Below are 23,248 nucleotides of genomic sequence, written 5' to 3' on the forward strand. Positions count from 1 at the left end.
GCCGACTCCGCCGTCCGGCCGGACGTCCCGTCCCGGTCAGTCGTGCCAGGCCCCCGCGTCCTCCAGGAACTCCTGGAGGACGCCGAACAGCCCCTCCGACGCCGCCAGCGTCAGCTCGCCCGAGGCGGGTTCGCCGGGGCGGCCGCCCGTCAGGGCGCCGGCCTCGCGGGCGATGAGGTCGCCCGCGGCGAGGTCCCAGGGCTGGAGGCCGCGCTCGTAGTAGGCGTCGAGGCGGCCGGCGGCGACGTCGCAGAGGTCGATGGCGGCGGAGCCGCCGCGGCGGATGTCGCGGACGCGCGGGAGGAGACCCTGGACGACGTCGGCCTGGTGGGCGCGGCGGGTCTGGACGTACGCGAAGCCGGTGGCGACCAGGGCCTGGTCGAGCGGCGGGGAGGGGCGGGTGGCCAGGCGGCGGTCGCCGAGCCACGCGCCGCCGCCGAGGACCGCGTGGAAGGTCTCGCCGCGCAGCGGGACCTCGACGACGCCGACGACGGTCTCGCCGTCCCGCTCGGCGGCGATGGAGACGGCCCAGGTCGGCAGCCCGTAGAGGTAGTTCACGGTGCCGTCCAGCGGGTCGACGATCCAGCGGATCCCGCTGGTGCCGGTGCTGGAGGCGCCCTCCTCGCCGAGGAAGCCGTCCTGCGGGCGGTGCTCGGCGAGGAAGCCGGTGATCAGCTTCTCGGCGGCGATGTCCATCTCGGTGACCACGTCGATGGCGCTGGACTTGGTCCTGGCCACGGCCAGGTCGTCGGGGCGCCCGTCGCGCAGCAGCGCTCCGGCCCGGCGCCCGGCCTCCAGGGCCAGGTCGAGGAGGTGGGGCAGCAGGGGGTCGGTCACGGGGCGGTCTCCTTACGCGTACGGACTGTCGGCGCCGGCCGCGGCCGGCCGCTCGGCCCGGGCGGGGCAGCAGCCGATCGGGCAGAGGTCGTGGGAGGGCCCGAGCGCGCCGAGGGCGCAGCGCTCGACGCGCTGTCCGCGTTCGGTCGCCGCCCGTTCCAGGACGAGCTCGCGCACGGCCGCGGCGAACCGCGGGTCGGCCCCGACGGTGGCCGAGCGCCGCACCGGGAGCCCGAGTTCGGCGGCCTTGGCGGTGGCCTCGGTGTCGAGGTCGTACAGGACCTCCATGTGGTCCGAGACGAAGCCGATCGGCACCATGACGACGGCGGGGGCGCCGGCGCCGTGGAGCTCCTCCAGGTGGTCGCAGATGTCGGGCTCCAGCCACGGGATGTGCGGGGCGCCGCTGCGGGACTGGTAGACGAGCTGCCAGGGGTGTGCGACGCCGGTCTCCTCGCGGACCGCGTCGACGATCAGCCGGGCCACGTCGAGGTGCTGCTTCACATAGGCGCCGCCCTCGCCGTGCTCGGAGACGGGGCCGGAGGAGTCGGCGGCGGAGTCGGGGATGGAGTGGGTGGTGAAGGCGAGGTGGGCCCCGGCCCGCACGGACTCGTCGAGCTCGGCGAGCGAGGCGAGCACACCCTCGACCATGGGGCGGACGAAGCCGGGGTGGTTGAAGTAGTGCCGGAGCTTGTCGACGCGGGGCAGCGGCAGCCCTTCGGCCTCCAGCTCGGCGAGGGCGTCCGCGAGGTTCTCGCGGTACTGGCGGCAGCCGGAGTAGGAGGCGTACGCGCTGGTGGCGAGGACGGCGATGTGGCGTCGGCCGTCGGTGACCATCTCGCGCAGGGTGTCGGTGAGGTACGGCGCCCAGTTCCGGTTCCCCCAGTAGACCGGCAGGTCGAGGCCGGTCTCGGCGAAGTCCGCGCGCAGGGCGTCGAGCAGGGCGCGGTTCTGGTCGTTGATGGGGCTGACGCCGCCGAAGAGGAAGTAGTGCCGGCCCACCTCCTTCAGGCGTTCCTTGGGGATGCCTCGGCCGCGGGTCACGTTCTCCAGGAACGGGACCACGTCGTCCGGGCCCTCGGGGCCGCCGAAGGAGAGCAGCAGCAGCGCGTCGTACGGGGCGGGATCGAGCTCGTCGGACATGGCACCGATCCTCCCACCCTTCCCCGGCCCGCGGCGGCGAGGCCCCCGCGGACGGCCACGGCCCCGGCCCGGCCGAAAAAAGGGCGTGACCGATGCAATTCAAAGCCGTAGGCTTTAGCTATTAATTACACGTGTTGAGCGGAAGCCCGGAGATCACTTTGCCCAGTCCCTACCGCGCGATCTTCGCTGCCCCCGGCACCAGATCCTTCTCCGTGGCCGGCTTCCTCGGCCGTATGCCGCTGTCCATGATGGGCATCGGCATCGTGACGATGATCTCGCAGGTCACCGGCCGGTACGGGCTCGCCGGCGCGCTCTCCGCGACGCTCGCCATGTCCGCCGCGGCGCTCGGCCCGCAGATCTCCCGCATGGTGGACCGCTACGGCCAGCGGCGGGTGTTGCGCCCGGCGACGCTGATCTCCCTGGTGGCGGGTGCGGGACTGCTGCTCTGCGTCAAATTCGAGGCCGCGGACTGGACGCTGTTCGTCTTCACGGCCTTCATCGGCTGCGTGCCGAGCGTCGGCGCGATGACCCGGGCCCGGTGGGCGGACATCTACCGGGGCGAGGCCCAGCGGCTGCACACCGCCTACTCGTGGGAGTCGATCGTCGACGAGGTGTGCTTCATCTTCGGCCCGATCATCTCCATCGGCCTGTCGACCATCTGGTTCCCGGAGGCCGGCCCGCTGCTCGCCGGTGTCTTCCTCGCCATCGGCGTCTTCTGGCTGACCGCCCAGCGCGCCACCGAACCGGTCCCGCACCCCCGCGAGGAGCACTCCGACGGCTCCGCGCTGCGCTCCCCCGGCCTGCAGGTGCTCGCCCTGGCCTTCGTCGCCACGGGCGCCATCTTCGGCTCGGTGGACGTCGTGACGGTCGCCTTCGCCGAGGAGCAGGGCCACAAGGCCGCGGCAAGTCTGGTTCTTGCCGTCTACGCCCTGGGTTCCTGCCTCGCGGGCGCTGTCTTCGGGCTGCTCCACGTCAAGGGCGAGCCGTCCGTCCGCTGGCTCGTGGGCGTGTGCGCCATGGCCGTGAGTATGATCCCCCTCCTACTGGCCGGGAACTTGCCGTTGCTGGCCGTGGCGCTCTTTGTCGCGGGCCTCTCCATCGCGCCGACGATGGTGACCACGATGGCCCTCGTCGAAGCGCACGTACCGCGCACCAAACTGACCGAGGGCATGACCTGGACGGGAACCGGGCTCGCGATCGGTGTGGCGCTCGGCTCCTCGGCCGCCGGCTGGGTGGTCGACGCGTCCGGGGCGGAGGCGGCGTACGTGGTGCCCGTGGTCTCGGGTGCGCTCGCGGTCGTGGTGGCGCTCCTGGGCTATCGCCGGCTGCGCAGGCCGGTGCCGACGCGGGAGGGGCAGCGTGACGATGACACAGCGGTCGGGGAACGGCTCGACGGCGAGCAGCACGTGGCGTAACTGGGCGGGGAACGTCACCTCCCGTCCGGTGCGGGAGGTGAGCCCGGCCTCCGCCGAGGAGCTCGCCGACGCCGTGCGCAAGGCCGCCGAGGACGGGCTGCGGGTGAAGACGGTCGGCACCGGCCATTCCTTCACCTCGATCGCCGCCACCGACGGCGTCCTCATCAGGCCCGGGCTGCTCACCGGCATCCGCCGGATCGACCGCGAGGCGATGACCGTGACCGTGGAGTCCGGCACGCCGCTCAAGCGGCTCAACGTGGCGCTGGCCCGGGAGGGCCTGTCGCTCACGAACATGGGCGACATCATGGAGCAGACGGTCGCCGGGGCGACCTCCACGGGCACCCACGGCACCGGCCGCGAGTCGGCCTCGCTCGCCGGGCAGATCCGCGAGCTCGAACTGGTCACGGCGGACGGCCGGCTGATGACCTGCTCGCCGACGGAGAACCCCGAGGTCTTCGCCGCCGCCAGGGTCGGCCTCGGGGCGCTCGGCATCATCACGGCCCTCACCTTCGCCGTGGAGCCGGTCTTCCTGCTCACCGCGCGCGAGGAGCCGATGAGCTTCGACCGGGTGACTGAGGAGTTCGACGCGCTGCACGCGGAGAACGAGCACTTCGAGTTCTACTGGTTCCCGCACACCGACAACTGCAACACCAAGCGCAACAACCGCAGTGCGGGCCCCGCCGCGCCGCCCGGACGGCTGAGCGGCTGGATCGAGGACGAGCTGCTGTCCAACGGCGTCTTCCAGGTCGCCTGCGCGGTGGGCCGCGCCGTACCGCCGCTGATCCCCTCGATCGCCAAGGTCTCCAGCCGGGCCCTGTCGGCCCGTACGTACACCGACATCCCGTACAAGGTGTTCACCTCGCCGCGCCGGGTGCGCTTCCTGGAGATGGAGTACGCGCTGCCGCGCGAGGCGGCGGTGCCCGCGCTGCGCGAGCTGAAGGCGATGATCGAGCGCTCGCCGCTGAAGGTGAGCTTCCCGGTGGAGGTGCGCACGGCGCCGGCGGACGACATGGCGCTGTCCACGGCCTCGGACCGGGAGTCGGCGTACATCGCCGTGCACCTCTACAAGGGCACGCCCCACCGCGGTTACTTCACCGCGGTGGAGCGCATCATGACCGCGCACGGCGGCCGGCCGCACTGGGGGAAGATCCACACCAGGGACGCCGCCTACTTCGAGAAGGTCTACCCGCGGTTCGCCGAGTTCACGGCGCTGCGGGACCGTCTCGACCCGGACCGGCGCTTCGCCAACGACTACCTGCGCCGGGTCCTGGGCGACTGACGGTCACTCGGCCGCCGCCCCGCCGACGCTTCCGGCGTCGGTGTCGGGCGGGGTCGTCGGAGGGGCGGTGGTGGCGTCGTCCGAGGGCTCGGCGGAGCGGGACGGCGTGGGGGTGGGCGTCGGCGTCGAGGTCGGGTCGGGGGTGGCCGATCCGGTGCCGGTGCCGGTGCCGGTGCCGGAGTCTCCGCCCGGCGTCGGAGTGCCACTGCCGGTCGGCTCGCCCCGGTCCCCCCGCCCGGTGTCGGCGCTCGGCGTCGATGAGGGCGTGCCGCCCCCGCCCGGCCGCCGCTCCTCGCCCTTGTCGGCACCCTCGTCCCCGCCGCCCTGGCCGCGGACCACGGAGCCGAAGGTGGTGGTCCCCTTGGCGCCGCTGAGGTCCTGACCCGAGGTCAGCTCGTACGCGGTGATGCCGCCCATCGCGATCAGGAAGACCACGGCGGCGCCGGCGGCGGGGCGCTTCCAGCCCCGCACCCGGGTGCCGTGGGTGGTGGGCTCCCCGAACTCACCGTCGGCGCCGCTCCCGTGGGAAGCGGCCTCGTGGGGGGCGGCCTCGTGGGGGGCGGCCTCGCGCAGGGTGCCGGCCCGCCGCAGCCTCGGCCGGGTGACCGTGGCCCCGCGCATCTGCTCGCCGGTGCGCTTGAAGAGGTGCTGGAGGAGCGGACCGCCGCAGGTGGCGATGACGCTGATCACGCCGGCGCCGACGATGGTGCCGTAGACACCGAGGGTGGAGGCGAGTTTGGCGGCGAAGACCGCCGCGACGGCGCTGCCCGCGACCTGAGGCACGCTCAGGTCGAAACGTTTCTTCTCGTCTTTCTTCGCTTCCCTCTCGGGCACCGTGCCGGTGTCCGGCATGTGACGCATCTCCAACCCCTGCTTGTTCATCTGTTCCACCATGCACCCAGAAGGGACAAATGGGCGAAGGGATTAGTTCCGTTTCTGACGTTTCTGTGAAGAGCGACACGCGGGCCGGAGAGGACGGGGACTCAACTCCCGTACGTCCCGAGAAGTTGGGCGGCGCGCCGGTCCACCCAGGTGGCCCGAATGGAGTACTGTGGCGAACCCTGGGTCCGGATTCCCTCACGGGTGTCCGGAATCGACGGAAGGGGGCCGAAGGTGGCACTCGAACCGGCGGCGCCGCGGCACCGCACGGACTCCCGCGACACAGAGTGACGGTCGATCACTCTACGTCGCAAATGGGTAACCGTGCCATAACGGCGTTCCAGGGTCCAGGCCCGACACGCCGGGCAACTCGGCAGGGTTGTGGCAGGCTGCACCCGGGCAGGCCACACTCGACTAGCGGAAGCAGCGACGCACGTGACGTCGGCAGGCACCACCCGGGAGGTTCCCATGCCCGAACTGCGTGTCGTGGCCGTCTCGAACGACGGCACACGACTGGTGCTGAAGGCTGCTGACAGCACGGAGTACACGCTTCCGATCGACGAGCGGCTGCGAGCCGCCGTGCGCAACGACCGCGCGCGGCTCGGCCAGATCGAGATCGAGGTGGAGAGCCACCTCCGCCCCCGCGACATCCAGGCACGGATACGTGCCGGTGCCTCCGCGGAGGAGGTCGCACAGCTCGCCGGCATCCCCGTCGACCGGGTACGGCGCTTCGAGGGTCCCGTGCTCGCCGAGCGCGCGTTCATGGCGGAGCGGGCCCGCAAGACCCCCGTACGACGGCCGGGCGAGAACACCGGGCCGCAGCTCGGCGAGGCGGTGCAGGAGCGGCTGCTGCTGCGCGGCGCCGAGAAGGACACCGTGCAGTGGGACTCCTGGCGCCGTGACGACGGCACCTGGGAGGTCCTCCTGGTCTATCGGGTGGCCGGCGAGGTCCACACCGCCAGCTGGACGTACGACCCGCCGCGGCGTCTCGTGCAGGCCGTCGACGACGAGGCGCGCGCGCTGATCGGCGAGACCGACGACACGCTCGCCGCGGTGCCGGAGCCCAGCTTCCCGTTCGTCCCCCGGATCGCCCGGCTCCCCCGGGACCGGCCGCTGGACCGCGCGCTCGACCGTCAGATGGACCGGACGCCCGCCCCGGCAGCCGAGCCGGAGGAGGAGCGCGACTCCCTGACCAGCCTCCTGGAGGCCGTGCCGAGCTTCCGCGGCGACCTGGTGGTGACCGAACCGACCGACACGGAGCCCTCCGACGAGGTCGAGGCGGAGGAGCCGCCCGCTCCGGCCGCCTCCGCGGGTGCCGGCTCGGCCTACGCGGACGTCCTCATGCCGCGGGCCGTCTCCGGCCACCGGGACCGGCTGCACGGCGCGACGGACCGTCAGGCCGAGGCGGACGGCGTCCGCCCGGGCCGCCGCGCGGCCGTGCCGAGCTGGGACGAGATCGTCTTCGGCACCCGCCGCAAGAAGCAGGAGTGACGCCCCGTAGGTGGGCCGTAGGTGGGCCGTAGGTGGGCCGTAGGTGGGCCATAGGTGGGCCGTAGGCCGTGAGGCGTACGAGAACTGCGTTAGACGTACGGCGAAGGGGCTCGCGCCCGGGTGGCGCGGGCCCCTTCGGCGTGTGCCCGGAGGCCGTCGTCGGCTACCGCGGGTCGGGGCCCGTGGCCACCGGGCGGGCGGGGTCGGAGGACCACTCGGACCAGGAGCCGGCGTAGAGGGCGGCGTCGAGGCCGGCGACCCGCAGGGCGAGGACCTCGTGCGCGCCGGAGACACCCGAGCCGCAGTAGACGGCCACGTCCGTACCCTCCGCGGCGCCCAGGGCGGCGAAGCGCGCCGCCAGCGCGTCGGCGGGCAGGAAGCGGCCGTCGGCGCCCACGTTCTCCGTCGTCGGGGCCGAGACCGCGCCCGGGATGTGCCCGCCGACCCGGTCGATGGGCTCCACGTCACCGCGGTAGCGCTCCGCGGCGCGCGCGTCCAGCAGCAGCCCCGAGCGGGCCAGCGCCGCCGCGCCGTCCGCGTCCAGCAGCCCCATGCCGCCCGGCCGCGGCTCGAAGTCGCCCGGCTCGGGAGAGGGGACGTCCTTGGACAGCTCCCCCTCCCAGGCGGCGAGGCCGCCGTCCAGGACCCGCACGTCCGGATGCCCGGCCCACCGCAGCAGCCACCACGCGCGGGCCGCTCCCCAGCCCAGGCCGCCGTCGTAGACGACGACCGGGGTGTCCGCGGAGACGCCGGCCCGGCGCATCGCGGCGCCGAAGGCGGCCGGGTCCGGCAGCGGGTGCCGGCCACCGCGACCGGGCGGGCCCGCGAGTTCGGTGTCCAGGTCCACGTAGACGGCGCCGGGAAGGTGCCCGGCCTCGTACTCGGGGCGTCCGGGCGGACCGCCGAGGGTCCAGCGGACGTCCAGGAGGACCGGAGGCCGCGCACCGGCCGACTCGCTCAACAGTTCGCTTGCGGAGATGATGGGCTTCATGGGTGCCATCCTCGCTCAGCGCGCACCCTGAAGACGGCCCCCCTTCCGGAATCGTCCGGGGCGCGCGGCCCGCCCCGCGGTGCGACCATCGGCACGGAACGTACGACCGGTCGATGTGTACGACGGGCGGAGGGTGGGCAGGGACCCGCCGGAGCCCCGCCGTACGGCCCGCCGACCCCACCCTCGTACGGCCACTGGCGAGGAGAGAGTGACGATGACCGAGGCGACTCGGCGCACACCCGGTACACCCTGTTGGGTGAGCTTGATGGTGCACGGACTTGACGCGACGCTGGAGTTCTACGCGTCGCTTTTCGGCTGGGACTTCGTGCCCGGCCCGCAGCAGCTCGGGCCCTATGTGCGGGCGCTGCTCGACGGCCGCGAGGTGGCGGGGATCGGTCAGTTGCCGCCCGACCGCCATCTGCCGATCGCCTGGACGACCTATCTGGCCACGGACGACGCCGACGACACGGCGGAGACCATCCGCTGCTGCGGCGGCACGGTCGCCGTCGGTCCGCTCGACGCGGGCGAGGCCGGGCGGCTGGTGATCTGCTCGGATCCGGCCGGTGCCGTCTTCGGCGTCTGGCAGGCCGAGGCCCACCACGGCACCGCCACCGCCGGCCCGGCCGGCACCCCGGTGTGGAACGAGCTCCTGACGTACGAGACGGGCTCGGTCGGGAAGTTCTACCGGACGATCTTCCGGTACGAGGTCGAGCCCACCGTCTCCACCGACTTCGACTATCTGACGCTCCACCTCGACGGGCGGCCGGTCGTCTCCCTGCACGGCGTCGGCACGGCGCTGCCGCGGGACCGCGGTGCCCACTGGATGACGTACTTCGAGGTCGACGACGTGGACGCGTCCGCCCGGCTGGTCTCGGAGCTGGGCGGTCAGGTGCTCCGCCCGCCGCGCGACGCCACGGCGGGGCGGCTGGCCCTGGTGACCGATCCCGAGGGCGCGGTCTTCACCCTCGTACGGTCGGCGGAGCGGGCCTGAGGCCCCACCGCCCCTGAGCGGCGGGCGCCACGGACGGGCTCGGAAGCCGGTCAGTCCGGACGGGCTCGGAAGCCGGTCAGACCCGGGCGGGCATGCGGGCCGTCAGATCCAGCTCGGCGAGCCGTTCCTCCGGGAAGTGGAGGTCGACGGCCGGGTCGCCCCGGTGCTCCGCGAGGTAGCGGGCGGTCTCGGCGCGCAGCCCGGGGTGGGCGGTCGGCCGCATGCAGTAGCCGACCGCCCGGACCAGCGGCGCCAGGCTCGCGGGCGCGCCGCCCGGCACGGTGGGCTCGGCGCCACCCTCCAGGTCGGGCACGAGGTGGTCGACGACGGTCAGCGGGACGCGGTTGCTGTTCTCGTACGGGGTGAGCCTGGCCAGGACCGTGCCGGTGCCCACGCGCGCGACGGGCACGCGGTAGTAGACGGCTGCGGTGAGCATGGCCGTGGAGAAACAGCCCACGACGAGGTCGGGGCGGCAGCGCTCGTAGAAGGTCTCGGCGAGCAGCGGACCGTCCAGGACGGTGAGGGTGACGCCCGTGCGGGCGGCCTCCTCGTGCAGGGCGGTCGAGTAGCTCGCCGGGGCCGTGGGATGGGGCTTGAAGACCACCGAGCGGTGCCCGGCCGCGGCGGCGCCGCGCAGCATCCGTAGGTGCAGGTCCTCTTCCTCCTCGACGGTGAGGATGCCGAGGACGGCGAGGTACTGGCCGAGCAGCAGCGCGGTCGGCGCGGCCGCGGCCGCGGCGGTGAGCCCCGCCTCCTCGGCCGTCGCCCCGGCGGCCTCCGCGATCTCCCGCAGCACGGCGCGGAAGGCGTCGTCGGGGACCAGCTCCGCCCCGACGCCGTACTCGGTGAGCAGCAGCGGGCTCAGGCCCGGCACCAGGTCGAGGTGGAGGACGCGGCGGATCCGGCAGGCGACGGACTGGGGCAGCTCGTCGCGGGTGGGGCCGTAGCTCATGAGCCCGTCGGCGTAGACGTGGACGGCGCTCTCGGCGAACACGGCGGCGATCGCCTTGGCCGGGTTGACCTGGATGGACTCGACGACGACCTCGACGGTGGCGGAGCCGAGTCCCCACGCGGTGCGGAGGACCCGCTGCCAGAGGGGCACCTCCTCGGGGCGGGGGGCCCAGGAGCTGGGGTGGTGGGGGTGGACGGCCTCGTTCCAGTCGATGACCTCGTCGAAGCGGGTGGCGATCCGCTCGTAGCCGGTCATGGAGTCGATGCGGACGGCGGTCTCGGGGACCTCGGCGTTGTTCGAGACGAGCAGGAGGCGTCGGGCGTGGCCGGGGCCGCCGAACTGCCCGGCGTCGATGGCGGCTGCCACGGTCGCGGCGCCGTAGAGGGTGGACACCTGGAAGATCTGGACGCGCTCCGCGTGCTCGGTGGTCGGCATGGTCAGGCGGCCTTTCCGGTGTCGCGCAGGCTCCTGAGGAGGGTGCTGCGGGGGGTGTCCATCGTCGCGAGGGTCTCGGCGAGGACGGGCTGCGGCATCCGGCGCAGGGCGTCGGTGACGTCGCGGCGGAGCCGCTTGGCCACGGCCGGCTCGTACTGGTCGGCCTTCGCCATGTGGAAGGCGATCATCGCGCAGTAAGTACGGACGGCCTTCGGCAGGAACCGGTCGGCGTCGCGGTCGCGGGAGACCTCGTCGAGCAGCAGGTCGTACGACGGGATGAAGTCGAGCTGCCGGTTGTCGGTGATCTGGGTGAGCGAGGTGGTGACGCCGCGCCGGTAGAAGACGCCGTGGAGGGAGAGCGCCGCGTAGGTGCGGGCGGTGAGGTGGAGCCGCCAGATCCAGAGCCGGTCCTCGGCGGTGCGCAGCTTCGTCTCGAAACGGGAGGCGCCGTTCTCGAACAGCCGGGCGCTGTAGATGCCGAACGGGACGAAGGGATAGTCGACCATCGTCACCATGCTGGCCGGGGCGATGCCGTCCCTGGGGTCCATGACGGTGTCCCGCCGCTTCGCGGGCGCGTAGCGGATCTGGCGGTTGCGGCCGGTCGACAGGACGTGGTCGGTGCGGGCGAAGTCGCAGCCCAGGCGGTCGATACCGGTGACCACCGCGGCCAGGTGGCCGGGGGCGTACCAGTCGTCCCCGTCGAGGAAGGTGAGGTAGTCGCCGGTCGCCGCGTCGATCCCAGTGTTGCGGGCCTGGGCGACGCCGAGGTTGGTCTCGTGCCGGATCACGGTGGCCTGCGGGATGCGGTCCTTCCAGCGGTCGAGCAGGTCCGGCGTCTCGTCGGTCGAGTGGTCGTCGATCAGCAGGAACTCGATGTCGGTGCCGGCGGGATCCGCGTTGTCCGCGAGGCTGCGCAGGGTGTCGGGGGCGTAGGGCCCGACATTGTGGAAGGGCACGACGACGGACAGTTTCGGCACTCGGGCTTCCCAACTCGCGTTTCTGTACTGGCGGGCAGACTAGGCAGTGCTCTTCTCCGCCGGACGAGGCCCGGGTTCACGGGGGGTGAACTCTTGCCGTCCCTCGGGTGCGCGGGCGCGGCGCCGGTGGAGCAGGGCGGTGCCGAGGAGCGCGGCCAGGGCCACGGCTCCGATCGCGCCGCCGAGCCGCAGCCCCGGCGGGCGGAAGGAGCAGGTCACGGAGGTGGCCCGGCCGTCGAGGGGGACGGCGAGCAGACCGAGGCGGCTGCGGGCGGGGGCGAGGGGTGCGTCGCCGGCCGCACAGCGCCAGCCGGAGATCCGGGGGACGGCCAGGACGGCGGTGCCGGTGCTGCCCGGCGGCAGGTCGGCCGTGACGGTGTGGCCGGTGGTGCGGACCTCGGTCGCGCCGGTGGCGGTGAGCTTCCGTACGGCGGTGTCGAGCCGTTCCGCGACCAGGCAGCCGATCGGGTGCGCGGGCAGCTTCGGCCCGGGCTTCGTCCTGGCCGTGGTGCCCCCGGGCTTGGGGCGGAGGTCGATCCGTACGGTGCCGGTGGCCGGAGTGGTGCCGAGTGGCTGCATGGGGGCCAGTACGGACGGCTGCTTGCCCGCGAAGGCGACGGGTTCTCCGTCGGCGGGCCGTGCGTCGACGGGTTCTCCGTCGGCGGGCCGTGCGTCGACGGGTTCTCCGTCGGCGAGGGCGGCGGTGCCCTGGTACTCCGGGGCCCAGAGCCAGACCTGGGAGCCCGCGGGGCAGCTCGCGGCGAGGGTGACGGTGCCGTCGGGGGCGGTCGTACGGAGTGGGGCGTCCGGCACGTCGTACACGGTGTGGCCGAGGAGTCGTTCCTGGCGGGCGAACGCGGAGTCGGCGGCCGGGCCGGCGGGGGGCGCCTGGGCGCTGGGGTGGACGGTGACGAGCGGCGGCACGGGAGTGTCGGTGACGGTGATCCGTGCCTCCGGCGGGCGGTCCAGGTCGAGCGGTGCCTTCGGGGTCGAGCGCATCCGGGTGCCGATGGAGAAGATCGCGTCGGTGACGGGGTTGTCGAGGCTGACGGGGTGCCGGCCCTTGGCGTAGTAGCCGAAGCCGAGGCCCGCGAGGGTTCCGGAGTACGTGGCGGAGGTGAGGCTGCTGTAGTAGTCGGCGCCCTCTCCGCCGACGAGCAGGACGTCGTTGCCGCCCGGCACCTCACCCGGGTCGGTCCGGTGGCGCGGCCAGGCGTCCTTGGCGGCGACGGCGCGGGCCATGTCGGTGTGCCAGGGGCCGACACGGGGGGCCCAGGAGACCTTGCTCAGCTGCTGTTCCTCGATGCGCTTGCCGGTGACGAGGGTCTCGCCGGCCTGGGCGGCGAGCAGCAGGGCGACGGCGAGGACGGGCAGCAGGCGGCTGCCGGGCCGGCGTCCGGCGAGCAGCGCGGCCTGGGCGGCGAGCACGGCCAGGGCGGCGGCTCCCGCGGCGGCCGGGTAGGTCCAGCGGTCGATGTCGGCGCTGCCGCCGGCGGCCAGGGCGGCGACCGCCAGCAGCCCGCCGCCGCCGAACAGAGCTGCGGGCCGGGGCAGTCCGCGGGCCGTGGACAGCCAGGCCGCGATCAGGAGCAGCCCGCACAGCACGAAGGTCTGCCGGTAGGGGATGCCGTTCGGCGAGGCCCCCGCGTGCCAGAGCAGATGCGTGGGCTCCCACTGGAGCGACAGCGCGACCAGCACGATCGCGGTGGTCCAGGCGAGGCGGACGCGGGCGGCGACGGCGGTGTTGAAGGGCAGGGTGAGGGCGAGTGCGAGGGCGGGGGTGCCGACGAAGAGGGCGGGAGTGGCCACGCTCGCGGTGGCCGGCAGGAGGCGGGCGAGGACGTCCGGCCAGGCGGCGGGGGCGAAGGCCGTGGGCGGGGTCGGGTCGGCGACCCTGGTGGCGAGGAAGATGACGACGACGAGCGGGGCGGCGAGCCCGATGCCGATGAGGACGGTCCGGGCGGCCCGCAGCAGGGCGGCGAGCCGGGGGCGACGGCGGGCGGCGGAGTCGTCGTGGGTGTCGTGAGTGTCGCGGATGTCGCGGGTGGTGGACAGCCGGACGGCGAGGACGACGGCGGCGCCGAGGGTGGCCATGTAGGCGGTGTAGAAGTTGGCGAACCAGACCAGGGCGACGACCAGCGGCCCGAGCACCGGCCGGCGCCCCGTGCGGGCCCACTCCGCCACCAGGCACAGCAGCGGGAAGGCGATGAGGCCGTCGAGCCACATCGGCACGGTGGCGCCGTAGTTGAAGGTCCATCCGGACAGCGCGTACGCGGTGCCGAGCACGGCGGCGATCGGCCACGGGCCGCGCCGCAGGGTGAGGAGCAGCGCCGCCATCGCCGCGCCCGCCGTGGAGATCTTGGCGACGGTGATGACGTACAGGGCGAGTTCGGTGCGGTCGGCCGGGAAGAGGACGACGAGCAGGTCGAACGGGCTGCTCAGATAGGTGCCGAAGTCACCGAGGAAGTTGGAGCCGAAACCCGACGTCCAGTTCAGGAAGAGATCGCCGTGGGTCTCCCCCGTGATCAGCTTCCGCCAGTACGCGTGGTACGGAAGGTACTGCTGGCCCAGGTCGACGATGTTGCGGGTGCGGGATCCGAGGGGGTGACTCCCCGCGAGCCGCCCGGCGAGGCAGAACAGCAGACCGGTCAGCAGCGCCGCGCCCGCCGCCGCCCGCAGCCGCGGCCGGGACGGGGAGGGCTCGGTCTGGGCGGCGGGTGGCACACGTCCTCCAAGGTCGGCTCGGCGATGACGGTCGCCGTAGAGACGCATTACCGCCGAGCCGTGCGACTCGCGGCCGATCAGCAGGAGGTCCCCGAGCACACCTCAGGTGAACAGCCGGTGCCCCTGACCGACGGGCTCCGTACCATGCACCTCCGGACATCGCGTTCGCCCACCGACCGGAGATCCCATGAGCACCGTCGAACGACTCGTCGTCATCGTCCTCTTCGAGGGCGTCGACCTGCTCGACGTCACCGGACCGCCCGAGGTCTTCGCCCTCCTGCGCCGCGAGACGGACGACGGGCCGGGCTACGAGGTCGTCCTCGCCGCCGAGACCATGGACCCGGTCACCACCTCCGCCGGCGTGCGCGTCCTGCCCGACACGACCTTCGACGCGCTGGCCACGCGGGCCGTCGACACCCTCCTGGTGCCCGGCGCGGTCGAGATGGACGAGCGGCGCCGGGTGCACGCGCTGGTCGACCCCGGTGTGGTCGACCGGGTGCGGTCCCTCGCCGAGCGGACCCGGCGGGTCACCTCCGTGTGTGTCGGGGCGCACATCCTGGCCGCCGCCGGTCTGCTCGACGGCAGGCGGGCCACCACCCACTGGTCGACCGCGCAGCAGCTCGCCGCCGACCATCCGGCGGTCGAGGTCGACGCCGACCCGATCTTCATCCGGGACGGGAACGTGTGGACGGGCGCGGGCATCAGCTCCTGCCTCGACCTCGCGCTCGCCCTCGTCGCCGACGACTTCGGCGAGACGACGGCGCTGCGGATCGCCCGGCAGCTGGTGATGTACCTGAAGCGGCCCAGCGGGCAGAGCCAGTTCAGCGTGCCCCTCGAACCGGTCTCGACGACCCGGCGGATGGAGGACCTGCGCCACTACATCAGCCGCAACATCGGCGAACGGCTGACCCTCGCGGACCTCGCCGCCAGCGCCCACGTCAGCGAGCGCCAGCTCACCCGGATCTTCAAGGCGGAGCTGGGGACGACACCGAGCGCCTACGTGGAGTCGGCCCGGGTGGAAATGGCCCGCCACCAGCTGGAGTCCACCGACGCCACCCTGGAACGGATCACCACGCTCTGCGGCTTCGGCACGACGGACACGCTGATACGGGCGTTCCGCCGTCGGCTCGACACCACGCCGATGGAGTACCGCCGCCGCTTCCGGGCCACCCCCGGCGACTGACGGGCGCGGCCCTCGCCATCGGCGCCCTCGCAGTCGGTCAGCCCAGGCTGACCGGCAGCACGTCGGGCGAAAGGGCCGCCGCCCGCGCCGTCGCGCTCGTCATCCGCTTGCGGTGGTGTCGGCGGCACAGCACCTCGTACCCGACCTCGTCCCCCGCGTTCACGTCGCCGACCACGACCTGGGCGCCCTCGACGACCATCTCGCCGCCGACGGTGCGCGCGTTGTGGGTGGCGCGGGCGCCGCACCAGCACAGGGCCTCGACCTGGAGGACCTCCACCCGGTCGGCGAGCTCGACGAGCCGCTGTGAGCCGGGGAACAGCTTGGAGCGGAAGTCGGTGGTGATGCCGAAGGCGAAGACGTCGAGCTCGAGATCGTCGACGACCCTGGCGAGCTGGTCGATCTGCTCGGGCGCGAGGAACTGGGCCTCGTCGGCGATGACGTAGTCGCAGCGCCCGCCCTTCGACAGATGGGCGACGAGGTACGCGTAGAAATCGAAGCCCTCGGCGGCCTCGACGGCGTCGGTGACGAGACCGAGCCGGGAGGAGAGCTTGCCCGCTCCGGCCCGGTCGTCCCGGGTGAAGATCATGCCCTGGAGGCCCCGCGCGGAGCGGTTGTGTTCGATCTGAAGAGCGAGGGTGCTCTTTCCGCAGTCCATCGTTCCGGAGAAGAACACCAGCTCGGGCATGGGAGGTCGATGACCTTTCACGATCGGGGGAGGGACGGGGGCGGGAGGAGCGGGGCGCGTCAGGAACGGACTTGGAGGAGCGGTACGAGCTGCTCCGCCGCGGTCATGGACCCGTGCATGCCCGCCATCGCGGACTCGTTCGGCTCGTTGACGGAGGCCGTGATGGCGAGGTCTCCGTCGGCGGCGGCCACCACGTCGCCGATCCGTCCGTACACCCGCTCGTCGACCCGGTCGCCGAACCAGCCGAGCTCGATGGCCTCGTCACGGCCCGCCACCCAGAAGCGGTCGCCGAGGACCTCGCGCCAGCAGGTCAGGACGTCCGCCTGGGCGCCGGGGACGGCGTAGACGTGCCGGGCGCGGCCCTCGCCGCCGAGGAGCGCGACACCGGCGCGCAGCTCCCAGTCCTCGTCGAAGTCGATCCGGTGGTCCTCGTCGAAGGGGATGTCGACCATGCCGTGGTCGGCGGTGACGTACAGCGCCGCGCGGGGCGGGAGCTGTTCGGCGAGCCGCTGGACGAGCCGGTCGACGAACATCAGCTGGCCGCGCCAGGCGTCGGACCCGATGCCGAAGCGGTGTCCGGCGCCGTCGAGCTCGCTGTAGTACGTGTAGACCAGGGAGCGGTCGCCGGCGGCGAGCTGCTCGGCGGAGAGGTCCATGCGCTCCTCGCCGGAGAGCCGTCCGTGGAACGTTCCGCCGCTCAGCGCGATCTTGGTGAGCGGGGTGTCCCGGAAGACCGGCGAGGAGACCTGGGCGGTGTGGATCCCGGCCTCGTCGGCGAGCCGGAAGACGGTGGGGTACGGCTGCCAGACCTGCGGCGAGGTCCACGGCTTCCAGCGGAGCTGGTTCATCAGCTCGCCGGTGTCCGGGTTCCGCACGGTGTAGCCGGGCAGGCCGTGGGTGCCGGGGAAGAGCCCGGTGCCGACCGAGGCGAGGGAGCTCGCGGTGGTGGCCGGGAAGCCGGCGGTGAGGGGGCGGCCGGTGCCGCCGCGGGAGGTGGCGAGCAGCGAGGTCAGATAGGGCGCCTCGTCCGGGTGGGCCTTGATCTGCTCCCAGCCGAGCCCGTCGATGAGGAAGACGCAGTTGCGGTCGGCGGGCTCGAGCTCCGTGATCCGCGCCTCGCAGCCGGGCACGCCCTGGCCGGCGACGAGGGTGGGGAGGAGGTCGGCGAGGGAGCCGGAGCCGTACTCGGGGACCGGCGCGGTGGCGGGGTCGAGCGGGACCGGGTCGTCGGGCCAGCCCTGGGTCAGGGCCACGGGCTGGACCATCAGCGGGTGGCCGTGGTCGACGCGGTGGCCTCGGAGAGCGCCTGGGCGAAGGCGAGGGTCTGCCGGACGGTGTCCGGGCCGTCGCCGGCGTCGCTGACCCGGAGGCTGAGGTCGTCGGCGGTGGAGCTGCCGGTGTAGCCGTGGTCGGCGTCGCAGTTGGGGTCGCCGCAGGCGGCCGGCTCCAGGTCGATGCGGGAGACGGCGCCCCAGCCGATGGTGAGGACGACCTCGCGGGGCAGGGTGCCCGGGGTGTACGACTCGGGGTTGGCGACGACGCGGCTGACCACGATCGAGGAGATCCGGTCGAGCTTCACGGACTCGGTGGAGGTCGTCGCGTACGGCGTCGGGGAGCTGCTGTCGGCGGCCTGCTCGTCGGTGTGGCTGACGATGAAGCGGTTGGCCGTCAGGACCAGGACGGTGACGTGGCGACGGACCTCGTTCGCGTCGAAGGTGGTCTCCTGGTGGACCACGTACGACGCGACGGCCTCGCCGCCGACGGCGGACTCCACCGCCTCGGCCACGAGGGCCGGGTAGTAGCCGCTGCGCTCGATCGCCGCGCGCAGCCCCTGGGTCGTCGTACCGGTCTTCGCCATGGACTCCATCCTACGGGGCGACGGGGGCCCCTCCGGCCCTCCGCCGCTGCTCGGCGACTCGCTCACGGCACCCTCCTTCCCCCGCTCGGCCGGTCGCGAGGCTAGTAGCTCGGGAGCCGGCGCGGCCCCAGGTCGGTGCGGGGCGGGGGCGGGGCGAGGCGGACGGTGGCGCCGAGGACGGAGAGGCCGCGGGGGGCGACGACGACGGGTTCGAGGGAGATGGCGACGACCTCGGGGTGGTCGTCGACGAGCCGGGAGACCCTCAGCAGCAGTTCTTCGAGGGCGGGTGTGTCGACGGGGGCGGAGCCGCGCCAGCCGAAGAGGAGGGGGGCGGTGCGGATGGAGCGGACGAGGTCGGCGGCGTCCCGGTCGGTGGCGGGGACCAGTCGGTGGGACATGTCGCCGAGGAGCTCGGAGGCGGCTCCGGCGAGGCCGAAGGAGAGCACGGCGCCGACGGCGGGGTCGATGGCGGCGCGGACGACCGTGTCGACACCGCGGGGGACCATGGCCTGGACGACCGGCTGGAGCTCCTCCGGCTTTCCGAGGGTCTCGGTGAGCTCGGCGTAGGCCGTGCGCAGCTGTTCCTCGGTGGCGAGGTCGAGGCGTACGCCGCCGAGGTCGGGGCGATGGCGCAGGTGGGGGGCCGTGGTCTTGAGGGCGACGGGGAAGCCGAGGCGGGCGGCGGCCCGTACGGCGTCGTCGGGGGTGGGCGCGGGTAGCGTGGGCAGGACCTCGATCCCGTACCGCCCGAGGAGTGCGAGGGTGTCCTCGGTGCCGAGGGTGACGCCGCGCGCGTCGACGGCGGGCTCGCCGAGGATCCGCTCGATGAGGGCGGCGGCCCCGGTCTCGTCGATGTGCTCGAACTCCGGGACCCGGCCGGGGTCGGCGGCGGTCTGGCGGCGCCACTGGGCGTAGCGGACGGCCTCGGCGAGGGCGCGGACGGCCCGCTCGGCGGCGGGGTAGGCGGGGATGGGACCGCGGGCGGGTGGCTGCCCGGCGGCTTCCTCCGATGCGGCGGCCGCCGGCTCGGTGGCGGGGGCCGGGGCGGGGGCGACCGGGGTCGCGGGGCCCGCGGGGCGGGTGCGGGTGGCCGCGGACAGGGCCTCGGCGAGGGCGCCCATCTCGACGTGGACGACGACGACCGGCTTGGCGGGGCCGGGGGCGGCGGCGACCGCGGAGCGGAGGGCCGCGGCGAGGACCTCTCCGTCGCCGGACTCGGTGGCGCCGTTCTCGCCGACCCAGGGGATGGCGGTGACGACCACGGCGTCGCAGGCGTCGTCGGCGAGGGCGGCCGTGAGCGCGGCGCGGAAGTCGGCGGGGCCGGCTCCGGTGGTGAGGTCGAGGGGGCGCAGCGGGCGCAGGCCCTCGGTGAGGCAGGCGTCGTAGGTGAGCAGGCCGAGGGACTCTGAGTTGCCGAGGATGGCGACGCGGGGGCCCGCCGGCAGGGGCTGGTCGGCGAGGAGCAGACCCGCGTCGACGAGCTCGGTGACGGTGTCGACGCGGATGACTCCGGCCTGCCGCAGCAGGACGGAGACGGTGGCGTGCGGGATGCGGGTGACCGGGACGCGGTGGCCGGGCGGGGCGCTGCCGCTGTGCCGGGCGCCCTTGACCACCACGACGGGCTTGACGGCGGCCGTGCGGCGGGCGAGCCGGGTGAACTTGCGGGGGTTGCCGATCGACTCCAGGTAGAGGAGGACGACGTCGGTGGCGGGGTCGTCGTACCAGTGCTGGAGGAGGTCGTTTCCGGAGACGTCGGCGCGGTTGCCGGCCGAGAGGAAGGAGGAGAGACCGGCGCCGCGCCGGTGCAGGCCGGCGAGGAGCGCGATGCCGATGGCGCCGGACTGGGTGAAGAGCCCGATCCGCCCGGCGACCGGCATCTGGGGGGCGAGCGAGGCGTTCAGCCGGACGGACTCGGCCGTATTGATGATCCCGAAGGCGTTGGGCCCGATGATCCGCATGCCGTACGAGCGGGCCTGGCGGACCAGGGCGCGCTGGCGCTCGCGGCCCTCGGCGCCGCTCTCCGCGTATCCGGCGGAGAGCACGACGAGGCCGCGCACGCCGTGCTCGCCGCAGTCGGCGACGGCTTCGGGGACGCGCTCGGCGGGGACGGCGACGACGGCGAGGTCGACGGGCTCGCCGATGTCGGCGACGGAGCGGAAGGCGGGGACGCCCTCCAGTTCGTGCGGCCCCTCCCCCAGTGCGGCGTTCACCGCGTGGACGCGGCCGGTGTAGCCGGAGTCGAGGAGGTTGCGCAGCACGGTCCGGCCGACGCCGCCGGGGGCCCGGCCGGCGCCGATCACGGCGACGGAGCCGGGGGCGAGGAGGCGTTGCACGGAGCGGGCCTCGGCGCGCTGTTCGCGGGCGCGCTGGACGGCGAGGGAGCGGTCGGTGGGCTCCAGATCGAGGTGGAGGCGGACGGCGCCGTCCTCGAAGCTGCGCTTCTGGGTGTAGCCGGCGTCCGTGAAGACCTTGATCATCTTGTTGTTGGCGGGCAGCACCTCGGCGGCGAACCGGCGGATCCCGCGCTCCCGGGCGACGGCCGCGATGTGTTCGAGCAGGGCGGAGGCGACACCCCGCCCCTGGTGGGCGTCCTGGACGAGGAAGGCGACCTCGGCCTCGTCGGCGGGTGCGGAGGCGGGGCGCCCCTGGTCGTTGATGCGGTCGTAGCGCACGGTGGCGATGAACTCACCGCCCACGGTCGCGGCGAGTCCCACCCGGTCGACGAAGTCGTGATGGGTGAAGCGGTGGACGTCCTTGGCGGAGAGGCGCGGGTAGGGCGCGAAGAAGCGGTAGTACTTCGACTCGTCCGAGACCTGCTCGTAGAAGCTGACCAGTCGCTCGGCGTCGTCGACGGTGATGGGCCTGATGCGCGCGGTGCCGCCGTCGCGGAGCACCACGTCCGCTTCCCAGTGGTCGGGATACGCGTGCTCCGGCTGTGGCGACTGTTCCGACGCGCTCTGCATGGGGCAAGACTACGGCCGGGGTCCGACAGTGGCACCGGTCGTGACCGTGGCAGCGGTCGCGCCGCAGGTGCGCTCCGGGCAAGGTGGGGAAGGCCGAAGGGCCGCCCCCGCCGGGGCCGAAGGTCGGTACGAGCATGTCGTCACCCGTGAGAGACTGGTCTAGACAACCGCTGAAAGTTGAAGGGCAACCACCATGGCTGAGCGCCGCGTCAACGTCGGCTGGGCCGAGGGCCTGCACGCCCGCCCCGCCTCCATCTTCGTCCGTGCCGCCACGGCCGCCGGCGTCCCCGTGACGATCGCCAAGGCCGACGGCAACCCGGTCAACGCCGCCTCCATGCTCGCGGTGCTCGGCCTGGGTGCCCAGGGCGGCGAGGAGATCGTGCTCGCTTCGGACGCCGACGGCGCCGAGGCCGCGCTCGACCGCCTGGCGAAGCTGGTCGCCGAGGGTCTCGAGGAGCTCCCCGAGACCGTCTGACCCGTCTCCTCCCCGACGACGGATCGACAAGAAGCCGTAGCCGCCGGAATTCCGGTGGGTACGGCTTCTTTTTTCGAGGAATTCAGGACTGCCGGAATTCGGGCAGCCCGAAGGACGCCCCGGAATTCCCACCTCTTTGTATACGGTGCCCGTGTTAATTCGGCCGGCCCACGATGTTGACGACATGTTGCGAAACCCTCACACGCGCCCGCTCCGGTCGTTTCAGCCGGTGCAGCGGCAGCGTGTGCTCCACGTGCAGCGCGGTCAGGGCCCGGGCCCGCTCGGCGTCCCCGCGCGCCACGGCGTCGACGATCGCCCCGTGCTCGGCCCACGCCTCCACGGGCCGGTCGGCCGGCTCGACCGCGTACATCCAGGCGATCTTGTGCCGCAGCTGGGTGAGCAGCGCCGTGAGCGGCGGGCTCCCGGAGGCCTGCGCCAGGGTCTCGTGGAACCAGCCGCCCAGCGAGGCCAGATCCTCGCCCCGGCCGCGCCTGGCCCGCTCCTGCCCCAGCCTGACCAGGCCGCGCAACACCTTGAGGTGGGCGTCGGTGCGCCGCTGCGCGGCGCGGGCGGCACCGAGCGGTTCGAGCAGCGACCGCATCTCCAGCAGATCGGCCGCCTCCTGCTCGGTGGGCTCGGCGACATGGGCGCCGGCGTGGCGGCGGGTGACCACGAAGCCTTCGGACTCCAGGGTGCGCAGGGCCTCGCGGACCGGGACGCGGGAGACGCCGTAGCGGCGGGCGAGCTGTTCCTCCGTCAGCCGGGCACCGCGCTCGAACACCCCGGAGACGATGTCGTCCCGGATCGCCGTGCATACCGAGTGCGCGGGAATGCGCATGTCCGACCTCCCCTTTGATCCGCGCGAAACCCCATCGAGCGGCGCTTGTTCCGGCGACTCTATTGCAGGACGCCGGAATTTCCGATGCCGCCCCGGAATTCGGGGACGAAAAAGGCCCCGGCTCTCAGGAGCCGGGGCCTTTTCGGTCGTGTGAGCGGGTCCGTCGGATCAGACGTCGACGCCGCGGGCGCGGAGGTAGGAGATCGGGTTGATGTCCGAGCCGTACTCGGCGCTGGTGCGCGCCTCGAAGTGGAGGTGCGGGCCGGTGGAGTTGCCGGACGAGCCCGAGATGCCGATCTGCTCGCCGGGGGTGACCTTCTGGCCGACGTAGACGCTGATCGCGGAGAGGTGGCCGTACTGGGTGTACGTGCCGTCGTGCATCCGGATGACGATGTTGTTGCCGTACGCGCCGCCCCAGCCGGCCTCGACGACGGTGCCGGTGCCGACGGAGACGACCTTGCTGCCGTAGGAGGCGTGGAAGTCGATGCCGGAGTGGCTGCCGGAGGACCAGAGCGAGCCGCCGGTCTTGTAACCGGTGGACACGTACGTGCCGGCGACGGGGAGCTGGAAGGAGTTCAGGCGCTTGCGCTCGGCCTCACGGGCCGCGCGCTCCTTGGCGGCGCGGATCTCCTTGGCGCGGGCCTCGGCCTTGCGCTTCGCCTCGGCGGCGGCCTTGGCGCGGGCGGCGGCCTCGTAGGCCTCCTTCTCCTGCGCGGCGGCCTGGGCGTCGACCCGCTCGGAGAGGGACTCCTCGGTGATCACCTGAGTGAGGCCGGTGTCCTCGGGAGAGGGCTCCTCCGTGTCGGCGGCGAGCGCCGGGGAGGCGAGGGTGCCGATGACGCCGGTGGTGGCGAGGGTCGCCACGCCGACGAGGCCGGCGTTGCGGCGCGCCATTCGGCTCGGACCACGATGCTTCCCGGTGGCACGGGTGAACGCCATGTAGTGGCTGATCCTTTCCTTCCCTCTCGCCTACCGGGTTAGCTGACGGGTTCGGAGCAGGAAGGTCTCCTACGGGCCCCTCCGCGCGGAGCGAAGGCGTCCGATTCACCCCAGGGACTGCGTGCGGGTCCCCGGCTCCCCAGGCTCGCGCCTTGCGGGGACTCGGCGATGACTGTCCGTTGCCGCGGATGCGGCG

General features: G+C 73.4%; 19 protein-coding genes and 1 riboswitch. Of the genes, 6 read left to right on the top strand and 13 right to left on the bottom strand.

The genetic code is table 11. The features are described 5' to 3' along the window. Nucleotides 1–36: 36 nt before the first annotated feature. Both ACFY7C_RS08310 and ACFY7C_RS08315 read right to left on the bottom strand, forming a co-directional pair. Nucleotides 37–837, bottom strand: a complete 801-nt coding sequence (locus ACFY7C_RS08310) for an inositol monophosphatase family protein (RefSeq protein ID WP_389645561.1) — start codon at nt 835–837, stop codon at nt 37–39. Nucleotides 838–849: 12 nt separating this feature from the next. Continuing rightward, nucleotides 850–1,977 (bottom strand): ferrochelatase, encoded by a 1,128-nt coding sequence (locus ACFY7C_RS08315; protein ID WP_389645564.1) that lies wholly within the window; start codon nt 1,975–1,977, stop codon nt 850–852. A gap of 158 nt (nt 1,978–2,135) precedes the next feature. Here ACFY7C_RS08315 and ACFY7C_RS08320 point away from each other — a divergent pair, with 158 nt between their 5' ends. Continuing rightward, the gene (locus tag ACFY7C_RS08320) at nt 2,136–3,392 is read left to right on the top strand and encodes an MFS transporter (protein ID WP_389645567.1); all 1,257 of its coding nucleotides are present in this window, start codon (nt 2,136–2,138) and stop codon (nt 3,390–3,392) included. Then, on the top strand, nt 3,343–4,671 hold the full coding sequence (locus ACFY7C_RS08325) for a D-arabinono-1,4-lactone oxidase (RefSeq protein ID WP_389646081.1): 1,329 nt from the start codon (nt 3,343–3,345) through the stop codon (nt 4,669–4,671). The genes ACFY7C_RS08320 and ACFY7C_RS08325 overlap by 50 nt, the downstream gene beginning before the upstream one ends. A gap of 3 nt (nt 4,672–4,674) precedes the next feature. Here ACFY7C_RS08325 and ACFY7C_RS08330 read toward each other — a convergent pair whose 3' ends face one another. Continuing rightward, the gene (locus tag ACFY7C_RS08330; RefSeq protein ID WP_389645570.1) at nt 4,675–5,553 is read right to left on the bottom strand and encodes a hypothetical protein; all 879 of its coding nucleotides are present in this window, start codon (nt 5,551–5,553) and stop codon (nt 4,675–4,677) included. A 432-nt stretch (nt 5,554–5,985) separates the two neighbouring features. Between ACFY7C_RS08330 and sepH the strand changes: the two genes are divergently transcribed. Further along, complete coding sequence (sepH, locus tag ACFY7C_RS08335) at nt 5,986–7,041, top strand: septation protein SepH (protein ID WP_389645572.1); 1,056 nt, start codon at nt 5,986–5,988, stop codon at nt 7,039–7,041. 163 nt (nt 7,042–7,204) lie between these two features. On the opposite strand, the gene ACFY7C_RS08340 is transcribed toward sepH, so the two are convergent. Further along, the gene (locus ACFY7C_RS08340) at nt 7,205–8,032 is read right to left on the bottom strand and encodes a sulfurtransferase (RefSeq protein ID WP_389645575.1); all 828 of its coding nucleotides are present in this window, start codon (nt 8,030–8,032) and stop codon (nt 7,205–7,207) included. 214 nt (nt 8,033–8,246) lie between these two features. On the opposite strand from ACFY7C_RS08340, the gene ACFY7C_RS08345 reads away from it, so the two are divergent. Further along, nucleotides 8,247–9,023 (top strand): VOC family protein, encoded by a 777-nt coding sequence (locus ACFY7C_RS08345; protein ID WP_389645578.1) that lies wholly within the window; start codon nt 8,247–8,249, stop codon nt 9,021–9,023. Between the two features lie 76 nt (nt 9,024–9,099). Here ACFY7C_RS08345 and ACFY7C_RS08350 read toward each other — a convergent pair whose 3' ends face one another. Genes ACFY7C_RS08350 through ACFY7C_RS08360 form a run of 3 tightly spaced genes read right to left on the bottom strand, consistent with a single transcriptional unit; the run spans nt 9,100 to nt 14,159 of the window. Beyond that, nucleotides 9,100–10,410: a polysialyltransferase family glycosyltransferase gene (locus ACFY7C_RS08350; RefSeq protein ID WP_389645581.1), complete on the bottom strand. Its 1,311-nt coding sequence runs from the start codon at nt 10,408–10,410 to the stop codon at nt 9,100–9,102. Nucleotides 10,411–10,412: 2 nt separating this feature from the next. Then, nucleotides 10,413–11,387, bottom strand: coding sequence for a glycosyltransferase family 2 protein (locus tag ACFY7C_RS08355; protein WP_389645583.1), 975 nt, complete (start codon nt 11,385–11,387; stop codon nt 10,413–10,415). A 39-nt stretch (nt 11,388–11,426) separates the two neighbouring features. After that, nucleotides 11,427–14,159 (bottom strand): YfhO family protein, encoded by a 2,733-nt coding sequence (locus ACFY7C_RS08360; protein WP_389646083.1) that lies wholly within the window; start codon nt 14,157–14,159, stop codon nt 11,427–11,429. A gap of 139 nt (nt 14,160–14,298) precedes the next feature. Between ACFY7C_RS08360 and ACFY7C_RS08365 the strand changes: the two genes are divergently transcribed. Next, the gene (locus ACFY7C_RS08365) at nt 14,299–15,294 is read left to right on the top strand and encodes a GlxA family transcriptional regulator (RefSeq protein WP_389645586.1); all 996 of its coding nucleotides are present in this window, start codon (nt 14,299–14,301) and stop codon (nt 15,292–15,294) included. Nucleotides 15,295–15,331: 37 nt separating this feature from the next. Here ACFY7C_RS08365 and ACFY7C_RS08370 read toward each other — a convergent pair whose 3' ends face one another. The 4 genes from ACFY7C_RS08370 to ACFY7C_RS08385 all read right to left on the bottom strand — a co-directional run bounded on the left by ACFY7C_RS08370 (nt 15,332) and on the right by ACFY7C_RS08385 (nt 20,800). Further along, complete coding sequence (locus ACFY7C_RS08370) at nt 15,332–15,979, bottom strand: thymidine kinase (protein ID WP_389645589.1); 648 nt, start codon at nt 15,977–15,979, stop codon at nt 15,332–15,334. A gap of 59 nt (nt 15,980–16,038) precedes the next feature. Continuing rightward, on the bottom strand, nt 16,039–17,244 hold the full coding sequence (locus tag ACFY7C_RS08375; RefSeq protein WP_389645592.1) for an alkaline phosphatase family protein: 1,206 nt from the start codon (nt 17,242–17,244) through the stop codon (nt 16,039–16,041). Then, nucleotides 17,244–17,837 (bottom strand): DUF5998 family protein, encoded by a 594-nt coding sequence (locus tag ACFY7C_RS08380; RefSeq protein ID WP_389645595.1) that lies wholly within the window; start codon nt 17,835–17,837, stop codon nt 17,244–17,246. Before ACFY7C_RS08380 ends, ACFY7C_RS08375 begins: the two co-directional genes overlap by 1 nt. Nucleotides 17,838–17,938: 101 nt before the next feature. Next, nucleotides 17,939–20,800 carry a GNAT family N-acetyltransferase gene (locus ACFY7C_RS08385; protein WP_389645598.1) on the bottom strand — a complete coding sequence of 954 codons (2,862 nt, stop codon included), beginning with the start codon at nt 20,798–20,800 and terminating at the stop codon, nt 17,939–17,941. A gap of 193 nt (nt 20,801–20,993) precedes the next feature. On the opposite strand from ACFY7C_RS08385, the gene ACFY7C_RS08390 reads away from it, so the two are divergent. Further along, nucleotides 20,994–21,275, top strand: a complete 282-nt coding sequence (locus ACFY7C_RS08390; protein ID WP_046910823.1) for an HPr family phosphocarrier protein — start codon at nt 20,994–20,996, stop codon at nt 21,273–21,275. Nucleotides 21,276–21,429: 154 nt separating this feature from the next. Here the strand turns inward: ACFY7C_RS08390 and ACFY7C_RS08395 are convergent, their stop codons facing one another. Together ACFY7C_RS08395 and ACFY7C_RS08400 are read right to left on the bottom strand one after the other, a co-directional pair. Continuing rightward, a complete protein-coding gene (locus ACFY7C_RS08395; RefSeq protein ID WP_389645601.1) occupies nt 21,430–22,113 on the bottom strand; it encodes a GntR family transcriptional regulator in 684 nt (227 codons plus the stop codon). A gap of 168 nt (nt 22,114–22,281) precedes the next feature. After that, the gene (locus ACFY7C_RS08400) at nt 22,282–23,052 is read right to left on the bottom strand and encodes a M23 family metallopeptidase (RefSeq protein WP_389645604.1); all 771 of its coding nucleotides are present in this window, start codon (nt 23,050–23,052) and stop codon (nt 22,282–22,284) included. 12 nt (nt 23,053–23,064) lie between these two features. Next, a riboswitch (cyclic di-AMP (ydaO/yuaA leader) is annotated at nt 23,065–23,230 on the bottom strand. Nucleotides 23,231–23,248: the final 18 nt, after the last annotated feature.

The sequence above is a fragment of the Streptomyces sp. NPDC012769 genome (genome assembly GCF_042901205.1).
GTDB lineage: Bacteria > Actinomycetota > Actinomycetes > Streptomycetales > Streptomycetaceae > Streptomyces.